This is a genomic window from Acinetobacter sp. YH16051 (assembly GCF_013417135.1).
GTDB lineage: Bacteria > Pseudomonadota > Gammaproteobacteria > Pseudomonadales > Moraxellaceae > Acinetobacter > Acinetobacter towneri.
Genome location: NZ_VPEN01000006.1, coordinates 45,630 through 62,927, shown reverse-complemented (window position 1 = coordinate 62,927; position 17,298 = coordinate 45,630). Strand labels below are relative to the sequence as shown.

Annotated in this window: 17 protein-coding genes and 4 tRNA genes; 9 read left to right on the top strand and 12 right to left on the bottom strand. The window is 43.9% G+C overall.

What is annotated here, in order from left to right:
* Positions 1-4 precede the first annotated feature (4 nt).
* Genes FTV41_RS07055 through FTV41_RS07035 form a run of 5 tightly spaced genes read left to right on the top strand, consistent with a single transcriptional unit; the run spans position 5 to position 3,396 of the window.
* Positions 5-370 (top strand): Na+/H+ antiporter subunit C, encoded by a 366-nt coding sequence (locus FTV41_RS07055; protein WP_004975886.1) that lies wholly within the window; start codon positions 5-7, stop codon positions 368-370.
* Positions 370-2,178 (top strand): monovalent cation/H+ antiporter subunit D, encoded by a 1,809-nt coding sequence (locus FTV41_RS07050; protein WP_179989699.1) that lies wholly within the window; start codon positions 370-372, stop codon positions 2,176-2,178. Before FTV41_RS07055 ends, FTV41_RS07050 begins: the two co-directional genes overlap by 1 nt.
* Before the next feature lie 2 nt (positions 2,179-2,180).
* Positions 2,181-2,714, top strand: a complete 534-nt coding sequence (locus FTV41_RS07045; protein ID WP_004975882.1) for a Na+/H+ antiporter subunit E — start codon at positions 2,181-2,183, stop codon at positions 2,712-2,714.
* Positions 2,711-2,986 carry a monovalent cation/H+ antiporter subunit F gene (locus tag FTV41_RS07040; RefSeq protein ID WP_004975880.1) on the top strand — a complete coding sequence of 92 codons (276 nt, stop codon included), beginning with the start codon at positions 2,711-2,713 and terminating at the stop codon, positions 2,984-2,986. Before FTV41_RS07045 ends, FTV41_RS07040 begins: the two co-directional genes overlap by 4 nt.
* 11 nt (positions 2,987-2,997) lie before the next feature.
* The gene (locus FTV41_RS07035; protein ID WP_004975877.1) at positions 2,998-3,396 is read left to right on the top strand and encodes a Na+/H+ antiporter subunit G; all 399 of its coding nucleotides are present in this window, start codon (positions 2,998-3,000) and stop codon (positions 3,394-3,396) included.
* 121 nt (positions 3,397-3,517) lie between these two features.
* On the opposite strand, the gene FTV41_RS07030 is transcribed toward FTV41_RS07035, so the two are convergent.
* The 10 genes from FTV41_RS07030 to tpiA all read right to left on the bottom strand — a co-directional run bounded on the left by FTV41_RS07030 (position 3,518) and on the right by tpiA (position 10,789).
* A complete protein-coding gene (locus FTV41_RS07030; RefSeq protein WP_004975876.1) occupies positions 3,518-3,922 on the bottom strand; it encodes a ribosome-binding factor A in 405 nt (134 codons plus the stop codon).
* Positions 3,922-6,648, bottom strand: coding sequence for a translation initiation factor IF-2 (infB, locus tag FTV41_RS07025; protein WP_178866000.1), 2,727 nt, complete (start codon positions 6,646-6,648; stop codon positions 3,922-3,924). Before infB ends, FTV41_RS07030 begins: the two co-directional genes overlap by 1 nt.
* Positions 6,649-6,658: 10 nt before the next feature.
* Complete coding sequence (gene nusA / locus FTV41_RS07020) at positions 6,659-8,143, bottom strand: transcription termination factor NusA (RefSeq protein WP_179996327.1); 1,485 nt, start codon at positions 8,141-8,143, stop codon at positions 6,659-6,661.
* 35 nt (positions 8,144-8,178) lie between these two features.
* Positions 8,179-8,703 carry a ribosome maturation factor RimP gene (gene rimP, locus FTV41_RS07015; RefSeq protein ID WP_004975871.1) on the bottom strand — a complete coding sequence of 175 codons (525 nt, stop codon included), beginning with the start codon at positions 8,701-8,703 and terminating at the stop codon, positions 8,179-8,181.
* A gap of 322 nt (positions 8,704-9,025) precedes the next feature.
* Positions 9,026-9,102: transfer RNA gene (locus FTV41_RS07010), tRNA-Met, on the bottom strand.
* 134 nt (positions 9,103-9,236) lie between these two features.
* A tRNA-Met gene (locus FTV41_RS07005) sits at positions 9,237-9,313 on the bottom strand.
* 77 nt (positions 9,314-9,390) lie between these two features.
* Positions 9,391-9,467: transfer RNA gene (locus FTV41_RS07000), tRNA-Met, on the bottom strand.
* A 49-nt stretch (positions 9,468-9,516) separates the two neighbouring features.
* Positions 9,517-9,601, bottom strand: a tRNA-Leu gene (locus FTV41_RS06995).
* A 53-nt stretch (positions 9,602-9,654) separates the two neighbouring features.
* Positions 9,655-9,984: a preprotein translocase subunit SecG gene (secG, locus tag FTV41_RS06990; protein WP_004975868.1), complete on the bottom strand. Its 330-nt coding sequence runs from the start codon at positions 9,982-9,984 to the stop codon at positions 9,655-9,657.
* Positions 9,985-9,997: 13 nt separating this feature from the next.
* A complete protein-coding gene (gene tpiA, locus FTV41_RS06985) occupies positions 9,998-10,789 on the bottom strand; it encodes a triose-phosphate isomerase (protein WP_019836081.1) in 792 nt (263 codons plus the stop codon).
* 277 nt (positions 10,790-11,066) lie between these two features.
* Between tpiA and pilB the strand changes: the two genes are divergently transcribed.
* The 4 genes from pilB to coaE are packed head-to-tail and all read left to right on the top strand — an operon-like array spanning position 11,067 to position 15,505.
* Positions 11,067-12,779, top strand: coding sequence for a type IV-A pilus assembly ATPase PilB (gene pilB / locus FTV41_RS06980; RefSeq protein ID WP_179996326.1), 1,713 nt, complete (start codon positions 11,067-11,069; stop codon positions 12,777-12,779).
* A 30-nt stretch (positions 12,780-12,809) separates the two neighbouring features.
* Positions 12,810-14,036, top strand: coding sequence for a type II secretion system F family protein (locus FTV41_RS06975; protein ID WP_004975864.1), 1,227 nt, complete (start codon positions 12,810-12,812; stop codon positions 14,034-14,036).
* Entirely contained in the window at positions 14,036-14,896 is an 861-nt protein-coding gene (locus FTV41_RS06970; protein ID WP_096901344.1) for an A24 family peptidase, read from the top strand. Before FTV41_RS06975 ends, FTV41_RS06970 begins: the two co-directional genes overlap by 1 nt.
* A gap of 9 nt (positions 14,897-14,905) precedes the next feature.
* A complete protein-coding gene (gene coaE / locus FTV41_RS06965; RefSeq protein WP_004975860.1) occupies positions 14,906-15,505 on the top strand; it encodes a dephospho-CoA kinase in 600 nt (199 codons plus the stop codon).
* Positions 15,506-15,510: 5 nt separating this feature from the next.
* Here coaE and FTV41_RS06960 read toward each other — a convergent pair whose 3' ends face one another.
* The gene (locus FTV41_RS06960) at positions 15,511-16,440 is read right to left on the bottom strand and encodes a DMT family transporter (protein ID WP_004975858.1); all 930 of its coding nucleotides are present in this window, start codon (positions 16,438-16,440) and stop codon (positions 15,511-15,513) included.
* Positions 16,441-16,483: 43 nt separating this feature from the next.
* A complete protein-coding gene (rlmB, locus tag FTV41_RS06955; protein ID WP_004975856.1) occupies positions 16,484-17,233 on the bottom strand; it encodes a 23S rRNA (guanosine(2251)-2'-O)-methyltransferase RlmB in 750 nt (249 codons plus the stop codon).
* Between the last annotated feature and the right edge of the window lie 65 nt (positions 17,234-17,298).

Sequence of the window (17,298 nt, the reverse complement as noted above, 5' to 3'; positions counted from 1 at the left end):
TGCAATGATTAGTATTGAGTTTTTAATTGCGTCTGCCATTGGAATGTTAGTCGCGACAGGAATCTATTTAATTTTACGTGCCCGTACCTTTCCTGTGGTTTTGGGCTTGGCGATGATTGGTTATGCCGTCAATATTTTCTTATTCAGCATGGGGCGTATTCAGCTCAATGCACCTGCAATTTTGACTGAAGCTTCAAAAGTCACCGACCCATTACCACAAGCCTTGGTATTAACCGCAATTGTGATTGGTTTTGCCACCACCGCATTTATTGTGCAATTGGCGCTGCGTAGCCGTTATGAAACAGGGACAGACCACGTCGATGCCAAAGAAGAACATCCACTGCTTGACCCACGTGAGGATGAGCCATAATGACTGATTTCCTCCAATTTTGGCTACAGCATTCACCTATTTTTAGCATCCTGATTCCAACCTTTACCGCATTTATTTTAGTGCTATTAGGCAATCCGGGCTTTGGTTCACTCTCACATGACTGGCGTCAGCCATGGCGTCGTGGCATTAGCTATCTTTCTGCCACACTCGGTTTAGTCACTGCAATTAGCTATTTAATTCAAGTCAGCAGTGGGCAAATTATTATTTATAATTTGAGCGAATGGGCCGCCCCGTTTGGCATTATTTTAGTGCTAGATCAACTGTCTGCCCTCATGTTGGTACTGACTTATTCACTTGCCTTGCCATTACTGTGGTTTTCCAGCAAAAAATGGGATGAACGTGGTCGCTATTTTCATACCATGGTGCATTTCCTACTCATGGGACTTTGCGGTGCATTCCTCACAGGCGACTTATTTAACCTGTTCGTATTTTTTGAAATCTTGTTGCTCGCCTCGTATGTGTTGTTATTGCACGGTCAAGGCAAAGCACGTTTTCAACTCGGGATTCATTACGTCACCATCAACCTGTTGGCCTCTGCCCTGTTCCTAATTGGTTTGGGGATGATTTACGGCAGTGTCGGCAGTTTAAACATGACCGATGTGGCACGTCTTATTCCGCTACTCGATGCTGATGCACATAAAATTGCGGTGGCAGGTGGCTTACTGCTATTTGTGGTATTTGGTATTAAAGCCGCTATGCTTCCTGTCGGTTTCTGGCTTCCTAAAACCTATGCCGTGGCGACAACCCCTGTGGCAGCCTTATTCACCATCATGACCAAAGTGGGTGTGTATGCCATTTTGCGGGTTAATGGAACCGTATTTGATGATGCACTGAGCCATAAAATCCTACAAGACTGGTTGCTGCCGATTGGTCTAATTACCTCACTGTATGGGGTCATTGGCGCAATTGGTGCAGAGCGCTTACGTCGTTTTGTCGGTTTTATGGTGCTGTCTTCGATTGGTACGATCCTGATCGCCATTTCGATGCTGAACACACAGGCATGGTCAGCCGCACTGTATTACTTAGTACACAGTACCTTAATTGCAGCGGCTTTCTATTTGCTGTGTGGCTGGATTACCTCACAACGTGGCGCATTTAAAGATCACTTCAATATTGCCCCGCAAATGAAGCAACACAAAGTACTGGCAATCACATACTTCATGATTGCCTTAATGATGGCAGGTTTGCCACCGTTTAGTGGCTTTTTGGGCAAGGTCTTTATTTTGCAAGCCACCGCCAATATGGCACATCAAGGCTGGATTATTGGCATTATTCTCTTGGTCAGCTTGCTGAGTATTATTGCATTCACCCGTGTCGGCTTTATTTTATTTTGGCGCGCGACCAAACCTGAAGATGATGCGCAAACTGAAGCCTATTATGAATATCAGGCACTACCTGCGATTGCACCGCCCCGTAATGACCGTGTCATTTATTTTCTCCTAACGGGTTTAGTGCTGTACGTGGTATTTGCCAATCCAATTCAACAATATATGCTGAATACTGCACAGCAGATTCAACATAATGCGGCCTATGAAGCACTGATTCTGAAAAAAGACCGTGCTGCAAATGTGATTAGCGTACAACCTTATGATCCATTGTACTTACCTCAAACCAAGTACGGTGGCGAAGCAATTGACACCAATGCACATTTAATTCCCTATGTGATTGATCCAAACACCTTGGAAGGCGAGCATATTTCCGACTATAAACAACGTCAGATTCAACAGCAAAATCGTGAGGAAGCACAGCAACCTAGCGATACTCAACTCAAACCTGCGGAGCCCTAAACATGCAAAAAACGAGACCAAAAACTTCGTTTTGGGATAACCTGCTGCCACACCCGTTTGTATCTGTCTTGGTGGCACTGAGTTGGCTGATGTTGGCGCATAGTGTTTCTGCAGGGAATCTGTTGATGGCACTGGTCTTGGCGCTCTTGATTCCCAAACTGATCCAGCCCTTTATTGCGCGTACACCAGACATCAACTGGACTGCAGCCATTCGCTTATTCTTCGTGGTGGTCTGGGATATTATGATTTGTAATATTCGTGTCGCAAAACTGGTACTTGGCCCAACAGACCGTATGCAGCCAAAATGGTTCCGTGTCCCTCTCGAAACACAACACGAACAGGTCAACAGTATTTTGGCGATGATCATTACCACCACACCAGGCACGGTTACAGCAGGTATTGACCAAGACCGTGGCGATATTTTGGTGCATGCCTTAAACACTGCAGATGAAAGTGTAGATATTCAAGACATCAAAAATCGTTATGAAAAACCGCTGATTGAAATTTTTGGTGCACAGTCAGGAGAAAAGCAATGATGATTCTGCCTTATGCACTTGGAATCTGCATGGTTGCGATTACGCTGTCCATGTTTATGTGCCTATATCGCCTGATTATTGGCCCTTCAATTGTAGACCGCCTGTTGGCCTTGGATACCTTGTTTTTAAATGCGACCTGCTTGGTGGTGGTTCTGGGTATCTATTGGACCAGTACCTCATTATTTGAAGGTGCGTTATTGGTGGCGATGCTAGGCTTTGTGTCTACTGCAGCACTGGCGCGTTACTTCACCAGTGGTCATGTGATTGATTAAGGAGAATGAACATGCAATTACTCATGGAAATTTTAGTGTCATTCTTTTTAATTATTGGCGCATTTTTCATGTTGGTGGGCGGCATTGGCATGGTTCGCCTACCCGACTTATTTATGCGACTGCATGCCCCTACAAAATCCAGCACTTTAGGACTAGGCAGTTTCTTAATTGCAGCCATTATTTATGCGGCATTTGAAGGACGATTTGGCTTTGCAGAAGTATTAATCACCCTATTTGCGTTTATTACCGCGCCTGTTTCTGCCAATTTAATGGCACAGGCAGCACTGCATTTACGTTTACGTTCGATGAGTGGCAATGTGCCTGAAACCTTAGACCGTCCATTACCGTGGCAACGCCAACGTCGTAATTTACGTCGTTATGAAAAAAAGTCCCATGATGATTTGGTCTAGAATATTAGTCAGGCATTAAAAAAAGCATCGTATCCGATATAACCTTGCTTACATTGCAAAAGCTCAAACATGATAGACAAAAAAATGCCACCCGAAGGTGGCATTTTTTATCATCACTGATTTATTCTTCATCTTGCTTAGGTGCTGCAGGAGGTAAATCTTTTACCGCTTCTGCAATCAAACCAAACATATAGTTACCATAGGCATTGGTTTTATCGTAGTGAAAACGCAAACGCGGGGTAATACGTGTCTTAATACGACGGCTTAACTCATGGCGCAAGAAGCCTGATGCTTTATTCAACACATCCAAGGTTTCTTTATTTGCCGTTTCGCTTTGCTCATCGCCTAATTCACGTCCCATGACGGTCACGTACACTTCCGCATATCCTAAGTCTGGGCTCACCTTCACTGCAGAGATGGTCACAAGACCACCTAAGCGTGGATCTTTCAGCTCTTGGCGAATCAGTTCTGACAGCTCACGCTGTACTGTATCCGCCATACGCTTCAGACGTTGACTACCCGCCATTAAAGACTCCGTTTAATCAATTGAACATCGTACACTTCAATCTTATCAAGTGGTTTGATGTCTTTATAGCCTTTTACTGCAAGACCACATTCCATACCTGCGCGAACTTCTTCCACCACGTCTTTATAACGACGAAGTGACTCAAGCTCACCTTGGAATACCACCACATCATCACGTAATACGCGAATTGGTTTGTTACGGTGAAGTACGCCTTCAAGTACCATACAACCTGCAGCTGCACCGAACTTACTTGAGTGGAACACTTCACGCACTTCTGCAACACCCAAAATAGTTTCACGGTGTTCAGGTGCAAGCTTACCGCTCATCGCATCTTTCACATCATCAATTAATTGATAGATGATGCTGTAGTAACGAATGTCAATACCATCGGCATCGGCTTTTTGACGCGCAGTATTGTCAGCACGTACGTTAAAGCCCAGTAATACAGCTTCTGAAGATTCTGCAAGCGTAACGTCAGACTCAGTGATCGCACCTACGCCTGAACCAATCACACGTACACGTACTTCATCGGTAGACAACTCGCCCAATGCAACAATCAAGGCTTCCAAAGTACCTCGTACATCGGTCTTCAATACCACATTGACAAATGGAACGTCTTTTTTGCCCATTGATGCCATGATGTTTTCAAGACGCATTGCGCTTTGACGCTCAAGACGTTTTTGACGCTCACGATCCATACGCGCATCGGCAACTTCACGTGCTTTCTTCTCGTCATTTACAACAAGAACTTCGTCACCTGCCATTGGCGCTTCAGGTAAACCTAAAATTTCAACTGGAATTGAAGGACCTGCAGATTTAATACGCTTACCGTTTTCATCAGTCATGGCACGTACGCGACCATAAGATGAACCTGCAAGTACCAAGTCACCTACATTCAAAGTACCGTTTTGTACCAGAATTGACGTCACTGCACCGCGACCTTTATCTACACGCGCTTCAATCACCACACCTTGCGCTGCACCTTCTTCAGATGCTTTCAATTCCATCATTTCTGCTTGAATTGAAATTAAGTCAAGAAGTTCATCAATACCTTGACCTGAATGCGCCGAAACCATTGCAACAGGTACGTCACCGCCCCATTGTTCAGGTACGATTTCTTTGGTGGTCAATTCATTCAATACGCGGTCTGGATCAGCCGATTCTTTGTCCATTTTGTTAATGGCAACAATAATTGGCGTACCCGCTGCACGCGCATGGTCAATGGCTTCTGCAGTTTGTGGCATCACACCATCATCTGCCGCAACGACCAATACCACGATATCTGTCGCTTTCGCACCACGTGAACGCATTGCAGTAAACGCTGCGTGTCCCGGTGTATCTAAGAAGGTGATAATGCCTTTATCGGTTTGTACGTGGTATGCACCAATGTGCTGGGTAATACCACCCGCTTCGCCTGCAGCCACTTTGGCACGACGAATACGGTCAAGTAATGATGTCTTACCATGGTCAACGTGACCCATGATGGTCACCACTGGTGGACGTGTCGTTTGAACACCACGTGCCTCTTCAGCAGCTTCAAGTAAGTTATCTTCAGCTTGCGTATCAGATACTAGAACTGGGTTGTGGCCCATTTCCTCAACTACAAGTGCTGCAACTTCTTGCTCAATCGCTTGGTTTTGCGTAACTAACTCACCCATTTTCATGAGTGATTTAATAACTTCGCGTACTTTAACTGCCATTTTTGCAGCCAAGTCCGCAACCACAATCGTTGCACCAATTTCAACATCATAAACTTGTTTTTTAACTGGTTTTTCAAAGCCGTGCTTGTTGGCTTGGCTCGTTTTCAAACCGCGTTTATGTGAGTTTTGGCTGAAAGACTGTTCTTCCTGACCACGACGACCACCTTTTTTCGGTGAACGTGTATTGGTGGTGCTGGTACCACGCTTGATTTCACGGTCTTCTTTGGCAAATGAATCTTCATAAGCCTGACCCACAAGACCAGCCGCCAATGGAGAATCATCTACCACACGAATGGTAGCGGTTGCATCTTCATTTGAGTATTTAGATGCCATCTGACGCATTTGCTCAAGCGTACGTTGCTGCGCTTCTTCAGCAGCTTTACGACGTGCTGCTTCTTCAGTCGCTTTCAACTGAGCTGCTTGCGCTTCACGCGCTTTCTTTTGCTCAGGTGTTTCAGTGACTTTCACTGCTTGCTTCACAATTGGCTTGTTGGTTGACTTACGTTTCACCACAACCGCAGCTTTTGCAACTTCTTGCTTGGCTGTTTCTTGCTTGGCTGCTGCACGCATTGCATCTAAAGCTTGTTTCGCTTTTGCGGCACCTGCTTGAGGCGCGTCTGCTTTCGCTTTGCTCTTTTCTGCCACGTCACGTGCTTGCTGTTCTGCTTGCGCTTTTTCAGCTGCTTCCGCCTGTGCTTTTGCCAGTGCTTCCGCTTTAATCTGTTCAGGATCTGGCTTTACAAATGTATGCTTCTTGCGAACTTCTACATTAATCGTTTTCGCTTTGCCCGAAGTACTTGCCACTTTAGCGGTACTGGTGGTTTTACGTTTCAACGTGATTTGTCCTGCTTTACCCTCTTGACCGTGAACCTTTTTTAAATGGTTCACTAGGGTACTTTGTTGTTCCGTGGAAATAATATCGTCAGCGTTACGCTGTGGTAAACCTGCGTCACGAACCTGTTCCAGGAGTTTCTCAACTGGACGACCTACACTGAGCGCTAACTCTTTAATCGACTTGTCCGTCATATATTACCTCCTAGTTAAACCATGATTCGCGCGCTTTCATAATCAATTGACCCGCTTTTTCTGTACCTAAACCTTCTATATCTTCGATATCGTCAGTCGCTTGGTCAGCTAAATCATCAACTGTAATGACACCACGAGCGGCAAGCGCATAAGCGATCTCTTGTGTCATGCCTTCCATTGCTAGAAGTTCTTCACTCGGATCTTGGATATTTTCTTGCTGTTGCAATGCTTCTGCCAAAGCCACTTCTTTGGCACGGCCTTGTAACATTTCAACAAGTTCTTCATCTAAATCAATTTCGTCAAATGTTTCCGCAGGAACATACGCAATTTCTTCTAATGAAGTGAAGCCCATTTCTACCAATGCCATCGCCAAATCTTCAGCAATGTCTAGACGTGAAACAAACAAGTCCAAGTATTGTTGCGCTTCATTTTGCTGACGTGCGTGATACTCTTCTTCAAGCATCATGTTCAGCTTGTAACCTGTGAGTTCAGAGGCTAAACGTACGTTTTGACCTTGTGAACCAATTGCACGTGCCAACTGATCGCTGGTTGCGAAAATAATGTCTGCAGTACGTTCTTCTTCATCAATCACAATACCCGATACATCGGCTGGCTCTAAAGCACTGGCGATATATTGTGCTGGATCATCAGACCACACCACAACATCAATACGCTCACCATTTAACTCTTGCTGTACCGCTTGGATACGTGTACCACGCATACCAATACATGCACCTACAGGGTCAATACGATGGTCGTTGGTTTTTACTGCAATTTTTGCACGTACACCTGGCTGACGCGCTGCTGCTTTAATTTCGATGATTTCTTCAGAAATTTCTGGAATTTCTTTTTTCATCAATGCAATCAGCATTTCAGGCTTGGCACGTGACAACAACAATTGTGCACCACGACCTTCACGGTTCACGCTGTACAAAATTGCATTCACACGCTGCTTAGGACGCAAAATTTCTTTGGTGATCATTTCTTCACGCGCCAAATATGCTTCTGCATTGTCGCCCAAATCAATAATAAAGCCATCTTTGGTTTGCTTTTTCACTTCACCGTAAATCAGCTCGCCTACTTTGGCTTCATAAGCATCTGCAACCAATGCGCGTTCTGCTTCACGAATTTTTTGCACAATCACTTGCTTGGCAATTTGCGCAGCAATACGACCGAAGTCAATTGACTCAACTTCAAGTTCGCGAATATCGCCAATTGACCACTTTGCAGGGTCTACATCAGAAATTGCATCTTGGCATGCAGGCATTTCATGATCTTCATCTGCCACCACTTCCCACTGACGGAAAGTGCTGTAGTCACCTGTTTTACGATCAATTTCCACACGTAAACGTGCTTCTTCTGAGTTTGTGCCTTCGTAGAATTTCTTTTTCGTCGCAGCAACAAGAGCCTGTTCAAGCGCCTCAAAAATTGCCTCACGACTTACACCTTTTTCGTTACTAACCGTTTCAACGACGGTAAGAATTTCACGTGCCATAAGTCACCTATTCGTTCAGATTCTTATTAATTTGATTAATCTTGGTAAATCAGGTTTGCTTTATCAATATTGTGACTGTCAATCTCCAATACTTGCTGTTTTTCCACTTCGACCTGAATGGTTTCATTTTCCAGATCTACAGCAACCAATTTCGCTTGAAATTTACGACGGTTTTCTACAGCACTGATTAAACGTAACGCAATGGTTTGCCCAATATATGCAGGCAATTGCTCTAATTGGAAAAATGGACGATCCCAACCCGGAGAGGATACTTCAAGTGCATATTCACCTGAAATTGGATCATGCACATCAAGCATTGCACCAACTTGCTGGGTTACACGTACACAATCTTGCACACCAATACCACGACCTTGCTCTAATTCGCCATCTTCATTTAAGACAGGTTCTGCATTTTCATCGACAGCTTTGTCGATATAAATACGTAACAAAGAACGCTTACCTTGTGGAATAAACTCGATTCCCCAAAGATCCACATCACATGCTTGCACTGCTGGCGCAATTAAGTCCTGAAGTGCTTGAGTTTTATTTGATAGCTTCATTTACTCTCGTCATTCTGCTGCGGTTCAATGGTCTTATTTGACCACTACACATTCATACAAACTATAGTAGTAGTGAAACATGACACTTTGACTTTAGGCCGCGCACGGCTTGTATCGACACTACACGATAGCCAATAAAAAAGGGCGTAATCGCCCCTATTCTTGCACAGTAAAACCAATATCCACTGTGCAAAAAGGCCCACCTAGTTGTGAGCCTCTTTAGAAACTTGGTTGCGGGGATTAGACTAAATCTAACCATCTTTGCTAGTTTATTATGCTGAATTCAATCAACTAAAACTAACGTACCACACCATTAGAAACTTGGTAGCGGGAGCTGGATTTGAACCAACGACCTTCGGGTTATGAGCCCGACGAGCTACCAGACTGCTCCATCCCGCATCAACGTGCAAAAATTATATACAAATATGAATAAGTTTTCAATCAAACTTAGCATTTTTGCCTGACTTAAGTTGCACCTTAGTCAGTATAAAGCGTAAAACTCATATTAGAGCATAATCACACTTTTAAAATATTGGTAGCGGGAGCTGGATTTGAACCAACGACCTTCGGGTTATGAGCCCGACGAGCTACCAGACTGCTCCATCCCGCAACAACATGTAAATACTTATCTCAACCTAAAATAATTTAAGTTGCCTACGCTTAATTCACGATAAGCTTAGGATTGATTGGTAGCGGGAGCTGGATTTGAACCAACGACCTTCGGGTTATGAGCCCGACGAGCTACCAGACTGCTCCATCCCGCATCAACAGATTTGCTGCTTAACACCAACTTATGTTTTCTGGATTATAAGTTGGTGCGGAAGGGGGGACTTGAACCCCCACGCCCGAAAGCACTACCACCTCAAGGTAGCGTGTCTACCAATTCCACCACCACCGCAGCTGTGACGCATTCTAGTCGCATCATGCGAAAAAAGAAAGTGCTAAATAAAATTATTCAGCGCTTTTAGGCGCAGTTGGTGAAGTTTCAGGCGATACTGGCTGTGCAGGTGCAGTCGTTTGTACAGTCTGCAAACTATATGCACCTGTGGTTTGTTTCTTGGCAAACACCGCTAAAGTTAAACTGGTTGCAAAAAACAATGCTGTTAAAATTGCCGTTAAACGGGTTAAAAAGTTACCTGAGCCTGACGCACCAAATACGGTTGCCGCACCACCGCCACCAAAAGAAGCACCTGCATCTGCACCTTTACCATGCTGAACCAAAATTAGTCCAATCATTAAAATGGCTAAGATAATATGTACTACCAGCACAAATGTTTGCATGCTGAACTCCTCATTATTGTGTATTTGCAAAGGCTTGCGCAATTTGATGGAACGATGCCGCATTTAAGGATGCACCACCGACCAAAGCACCATTAATGTCTGGGCAGGCTGCTAACTCTACGGCATTTTCTGGTTTTACACTACCACCATATAAAATCGGTAGAGTCACCGCATAAGCGGTGATTTGGCTTAAACCTTCACGGATTTTTGCATGCATGGTTTGCGCATCTTCAGGTGATGCGGTCTTGCCTGTACCAATTGCCCAAATAGGTTCATACGCAATCACTATCTGTTGCCATTGCTCAGCGTCAACCACAGCAGCAATATCACAAATTTGTTGCAAAACAACTTGCTCTGCCTGACCGCTTTCACGTTGTTGCAGACTTTCACCCACACAATAAATAACTGTCAAACCTGCCTGCAAGGCATTTTTAACTTTTTCATTCAAAATGCTTGGTGTGTCTGCAAAAAGTTCACGACGTTCTGAATGCCCAACCAATACATAATCAATTTGACTGTCTTTTAGCAATTCTGCACTGACTTCGCCTGTATATGCACCCAAACCCGCAATACGGGAAAGGTCTTGTGCAACGGTATAGACAGGACGTACTGCTTCGCTCAATGCAGCTTGAATTTGAGTTAAAGCCAAAGTGACAGGTGCAATCCCCAAATGACACTTTTCAGCCTCTACAGGGCTGTCTTGTAATAATGTTTTAAATTCAGAAATAAGTTGCTGAGCATCGGCATGTATCGGATTCATCTTCCAATTGCCAACCACCCAAGGCTTAATCGTCGTAGCCGACATAGAATAACCTGCAAAAACAATTCATTTAATCGCGCACATTCTACACGCAAATCACATTTCTGCTGAGTTTTTTGTACAAGCTTTGCATCAAACTGCTGCATGAAGTATCTTTTCATGGCAGGACTTACAATTTTTTTAGCAGATTAATGTAACTGGTTCATGCTTTTAGGCGATACTTAGGTGGTGACAGCACTTTCAGATATGGTATTTTTGTGCAACAAAAGTATAATTTTAAGATACCAATTATAAACAATCTTGATTTTGAGGACGTTGGGGAATGTCAGTACAACAAGCTACACCTAGATTTACAGGTTTTATTCGACGTTTGGTCGAAGATGGGCTCGTTTCTGCTGAAAATATGCAAACTGCCATTAAAGCCGCACAAAAAGATAATGTTGATATTGTTCCCTATCTCATTCAAAACCTAAATATCGCGCCTTTAATCATTGCTGAAAAAATTTCTAATGAGTTTGGCGAACCTATTTTTGATTTAAGCGTGTATGACTCTGCGCTCATCGTGCGTGAAGGCATTGATGAAAAGCTTTTCAGCAAATATAACCTTTTACCTATTTTTAAGCGCAATCACCTGCTTTACGTTGCGACCAGTAACCCGACCAATATCGAAGCAATGGATGCCATTCGTTTCAACAGTAAAATGAATATTGAAGCCATTGTGGTCGAACACGATAAATTGGTAAAACTGATTGAACAAAACTTTGCGAGTGAGTCTGCTTTTGAATTTGAAGATGATGACTTCGATCTCAACTTTGAAGATGGTAACAGCGAACCAGAACAAGCTGCAGAAGATGAACCGCAGGGTGATGAATCCCCAATTGTTAAATACATCAACAAATTACTGATTGATGCAATTCGCATGGGTGCTTCGGACTTACACTTTGAACCGTATGAAAAAACCTATCGAGTGCGTTACCGTGTCGATGGTGTATTACGTCAAATTGCCACCCCACCCTTACAGTTAGCTAACCGCTTGGCATCACGTTTAAAAGTGATGTCCCAAATGGACATTTCTGAAAAGCGTGTCCCGCAAGATGGTCGTATTAAATTAAAACTATCTAAAAATAAATCCATCGACTTCCGTGTGAACTCGTTGCCAACATTGTTCGGTGAAAAAATCGTACTGCGTATTCTTGACCCATCTAGCGCGATGCTTGGGATTGACGCTTTGGGCTATGAACCAGAACAAAAAGAATTGTTCATGGAAGCCTTAGAAAAACCGCAAGGCATGTTACTGATTACAGGTCCAACGGGTTCGGGTAAAACGGTATCGCTATATACAGGCTTAAATATCTTAAACAGAGAAGATACCAACATTTCCACTGCCGAAGACCCTGTGGAAATTAACTTAGAAGGCATCAACCAGGTTAACGTCAACAATAAAGTGGGCTTAACCTTCGCTGCCGCTCTGAAATCTTTCTTACGTCAAGACCCTGATATTGTCATGGTGGGTGAGATTCGTGACCTTGAAACTGCAGAAATTGCAATTAAAGCAGCCCAAACAGGTCACATGGTTTTATCTACCCTCCACACCAACAGTGCGCCAGAAACTTTAACGCGTTTACGCAATATGGGCGTTCCTTCCTTTAACATCGCAACTTCGGTAAACCTCGTCATTGCACAGCGTTTGGCACGACGCCTATGCCCGCATTGCAAAGCTCCTTCCGATATTCCAAAACAAAGCTTATTGGAAATGGGCTTTACTGAAGCCGATTTGAGCAATCCAGAATTTCAGGTCTATCAACCTGTAGGCTGTTCTGAATGCCGTGAAGGTTATAAAGGACGTGTTGGTGTTTATGAAGTGATGAAAGTCACACCAGAAATTTCTAGAATTATTATGGAGGATGGTAATGCCATCCAAATTGCTGATGCGTCAGCAAAATCGGGGTTTAACAATCTGCGTCGTTCGGGGTTACTTAAGGTCATGCAGGGGGTGACTTCATTGCAAGAAGTCAATCGTGTGACCAGTGAATAGTTGTAAAATTTAAAATAAGGATAAATACGCATGGCTGTCAAAAAAGCACAGATGATGCCCACCTTCGTTTATGAAGGGATTGACCGCAAAGGGGCTAAGTTAAAAGGGGAAATTCCAGCGCGTAATATGGCCTTGGCAAAGGTCACATTGCGTAAACAAGGGATTACCATCAAGACGATTCGCCAAAAGAAAAAGAATATTCTTGAAGGCTTAATGAAAAAACGGGTGTCGACCTTAGACATCACTATTTTCACGCGTCAGCTTGCCACTATGATGAAAGCAGGTGTGCCTTTGGTACAAAGCTTTGAGATTGTTGCCGAAGGTCTTGAAAACCCCGCCATGCGTGAAGTGGTTTTAGGCATTAAAGGTGAAGTGGAAGGCGGGAATACCTTTGCTGGCGCATTGCGTAAATATCCTCAATATTTTGACAACCTATTTTGTTCTTTGGTCGAATCTGGTGAACAATCGGGTGCCCTAGAAACCATGCTAGATCGTGTCGCGATCTATAAAGAAAAGAGTGAGTTACTCAAACAAAAAATTAAAAAAGCCATGAAATACCCTGCAACGGTCATTGTGGTGGCCGTGATTGTGACCATTATTTTGATGGTGAAAGTCGTACCTGTGTTTGAAGAGTTGTTTAGCTCTTTTGGTGCAGACTTGCCTGCCTTCACTAAAATGGTGGTGAACATGTCACAATGGATGCAGAAATACTGGTTTATTCTGATTATTGTGATTGGGGTCATCATTGCAGGTTTCTTGGAAACTAAAAAACGCAGTAAAAAATTCCGTGACTTCTTAGACAAAGCGGCACTGAAAGCGCCTATTTTTGGTGACTTGGTCTATAAAGCCATTATCGCGCGTTATAGCCGTACTTTAGCCACTACTTTTGCTGCTGGTGTACCCTTAATTGATGCTTTGGAATCGACCGCTGGGGCAACCAATAACGTGGTCTATGAAGAAGCGGTGATGAAAATCCGTGATGATGTCGCGACAGGACAGCAGCTACAATTCGCCATGCGTGTCACCAATAAATTCCCTTCTATGGCGGTGCAAATGGTAGCCATTGGTGAAGAATCAGGTGCGCTAGATGCCATGCTAGATAAAGTCGCAACCCACTATGAAAACGAAGTCGACAACGCAGTAGATGGCTTAACCTCAATGATGGAGCCGTTGATTATGTCTGTCTTGGGTATTTTAGTGGGTGGTTTAGTTGTCGCCATGTACCTTCCAATCTTCCAAATGGGTTCTGTGGTTTAATGCAAGAATTAATCGCGTACTTTATCCAAAATCCAACTGCGCTCTATATCGCAGTTGGACTTTTTAGTTTATGTATTGGCAGTTTTTTGAATGTGGTGATTTACCGCACCCCAAAAATGATGGAACAGGAGTGGCGTAATGACTGCCAAATGTTATTACATCCTGAACAAGCCATTATTGATGAAAGTAAAATCACCCTGAGCAAACCTGCATCGACCTGCCCCAAATGTCACAACCCAATTCGTTGGTATCAAAATATTCCTGTGCTGAGTTGGTTGGTATTACGCGGTAAATGTGGCAACTGCCAAAACCTGATCAGCGTACGTTATCCAATGATTGAAGTATTAACCGCTGTTTGCGCCCTGATTGTGCTTGCGGTATTTGGCCCAACTGTACAAATGCTGTTTGGTTTGCTGCTCACTTATACCTTGATTGCACTCACCTTCATTGATTTTGATACACAACTCTTGCCAGACCGTTACACCCTGCCTTTGGCTGCACTGGGTTTGGCAGTCAACAGCTATGCCATCTATACCTCACCGACATCGGCAATTTGGGGTTATGTAATTGGCTTCCTATGTCTATGGGTGGTGTATTACCTGTTTAAAATCGTCACAGGCAAAGAAGGCATGGGCTATGGTGACTTCAAGCTCCTTGCCGCTTTAGGTGCATGGATGGGGCCGATGATGTTACCCCTGATTGTGCTGCTATCGTCCTTAGTTGGGGCTATTATTGGCATTATTCTGTTAAAAGTGCGTAAAGAAAACCAACCCTTTGCATTTGGTCCGTATATCGCCATTGCGGGCTGGATTGCATTTTTATGGGGCGAGCAAATCATGAAAGTATATTTGGGACAATAAGGACAGCACATGCGTTTTGTTTTGGGTCTAACAGGAGGAATTGGCAGTGGCAAGTCTGCAGCCAGTGCGTGGTTCGAGACCCAAGGCATTGTTGTGGTCGATGCGGATGTTGTTGCACGTGAAGTGGTTGAAAAAGGACAGCCTACCTTAAAGCAAATTCAACAACACTTTGGCGATTGGGTTTTACTTGAAAATGGCGAACTAGATCGTCGCGCATTACGTGAACACATTTTCAAAGAACCAAGTGCACGACAAGCACTTGAAAAAATCACCCACCCTGCAATTCGTGAATCGATTATTCAACAATTAGATACTGCCGACAGTCCCTATGTGGTTTTGGTTTCACCACTCTTGTTTGAAACCAATCAACATCAATTGACCCGACATACATTATTGATTGATGCTACTGAAGCCCTACAAATTCACCGTGCTTCACAACGTGATGGTCAAACGGTTGAGCAAATTCATAAAATTATTCAAGCACAAATGCCACGTGCTGAAAAACAACGCCTAGCCGATGACATTGTGCTAAATGATGGGCATTTAGATCATTTGTATAGCAAACTTGAAGTATTGCATCAGCAGTATTTAAAGCGAGCGATGCAGTAAGCAAATTAATCTGACTGTTGTTTTTGCTGTTCAAGTTGAGCTTTTAAGCTGTCAGGTCGGGCCCACCAACGCCAAGGTTGCAAAGCACCAATCCCCATACCCACCAAGCCACATAAAATTGCTAAACTCAAAGGTTCACCCAATAAAGGGACAGCAAGAATCGCAGCGATAAACGGCGCCAAGGTCACAATACTGCCAGTTTTGAATGCTCCCAAACGCTTAATTGCCTCGACATAGCTAAGTGTTGCGATGATCACCACAAACACTCCATGAAAAATAGTTTGCAGCAATAAATGAATCGGTTCAGGTGTGCTGAGTTGTTTCGGGAAAAACAGTACGTAAATCGGGACATAGACGATTGCCGACCAAATTGCGACACCCGCCATAGCATGCCAAGCGGAAAGCTTCCATTGTCTTAATAAAACCGTAAACACACCCCACCAAATAGCGCTGATAAAAAACAGTCCATCCCCAAGTCCAAAGGCAACACCTGTTTCTTGATACATCAGCGCACTCATACCCGCAATGGCGGTCAGCATAATTACAATACTGATCCATGTATGGCGGTCAAAAGGCACTCGAAATAACATCCAAGCAGCAATGGCGGTACAAACAGGAATACAGCCATTCAAAAAAATGGCAGCATGCGCAGCAGGTACATAATGAAAAGCACTATACGCAGTCAGGCAATAGCCCACTCCACCAATCATTGCCAAAATAAAAGGCTCTTTTTTCCATAAAAATGCCGTATCTTTTTTCCAGATAAGAATCGGCATTAAAATACAAAAAGCCAAAGCAAAGCGTAAGGCGGTAATATCCCAAGCACTGATCTGCCATTGTGCATTCAGCCGAGCAGTTAGGGTAAAACCACCCCAAATGCACATGGTAACAAGCACCAAAGCATAACCTTGCTTTTGGGGAGATAGACGAATCACGGTGTTGAAAGCATCAATAAAATAGCAAATACAAAATCAGCAATTAAGCCTGACGCTGACGACAAGCTTCATACAAGGCCATACCTGTTGCAACACTGACATTCAGACTTTGCAGATTTCCTGCCATTGGAATAAATACGGTTTGATCACATTGTGACTGGGTAATTGGGCGTAAACCTGTATCTTCTGCGCCCATCACCACGCATACTGCTGTGCCTGTAAAGTCAAATTGCTGAATTGGCAAAGCTTTTTCATCCAGCATCGTACCCACCACGCGCACATTAAACTCTTGTTTCAAATGCGCCAAAGTACGTGCCAAATTGGTCACTTGGATAAATTTGACTTTTTCTGCACCACCTGCAGCTACTTTGCGTGCAGTTGGGGTCAAACTTGCTGAACGATCACGCGGCACAATCACGGCAGTAACCCCCATCGCAGCGGCAGTACGGATACACGCACCCAAGTTATGCGGGTCGGTGACTTGGTCGAGCGCCAAAAGTAAAGGCTTGCTATCAGCCTGCAACAAGGCATCCAAGTCTTTTTCATTCAGAGTTGGATGTGGGCGTACTGCAGCCACCACTCCTTGGTGAAAAGGCAAACCTGCCAGTTTTTCCAAGCTGTCACGGCTGGCTTTTTGCACACTAATGCCAAATGGTTCGGCAAGTTCTAAAATCTTTTGTAAACGCTGATCATCACGCCCTTTTAAGGTAAAAAGAGTTAAGACGCGCTCTGGCTCAAGCTCCAATAATGACTCCACCGAGTGAACGCCATAATAATATTCAGGTTTTGCCATGAACGACCTCTAATTAATGCACCAATAAACCAGCGAAAACGAAAAATCCTGCAAAGCTGACTTTA